Here is a 326-nt window from a genome sequence, read left to right on the forward strand (position 1 = left end):
ACGTGAGTGAGGTCGCCGCGTTCGGTTTCCACGTCAGCGCGGGCGCCACGAAACGGCGGTTGTCGGGTACGTGATCGATGAAGGTGTCGCTGTCGCGCCAGAGCGCGGTAAGGCGGTACGACCAGACGCCGTCGTCGCTCAGCGGGCCGCCAAGATCGGCCGATACCTGTTTGCGCTTGAATGAGCCTCCTTCCAGATTGATTTCGTGCACCGGCTCTGCCGTGGGACGCTTGCTGACCGTGTTGATGATGCCGCCAGGCCCGCCCGCCCCGAACAGGACCGACGCGGCGCCCTTGACTACTTCGACCCGTTCCAGGCCATACAGG

1 protein-coding gene is annotated in these 326 nt (G+C 65.0%); it reads right to left on the minus strand.

Annotated features, from left to right (window positions below; translation table 11 throughout):
• Positions 1–326 (minus strand): TonB-dependent siderophore receptor (locus F2P45_RS34755; RefSeq protein WP_370663351.1); only part of this gene is annotated, 326 nt, incomplete at both ends.

The organism is Massilia mucilaginosa, assembly GCF_011682145.1.
Classification (GTDB): domain Bacteria; phylum Pseudomonadota; class Gammaproteobacteria; order Burkholderiales; family Burkholderiaceae_D; genus Telluria_A; species Telluria_A mucilaginosa.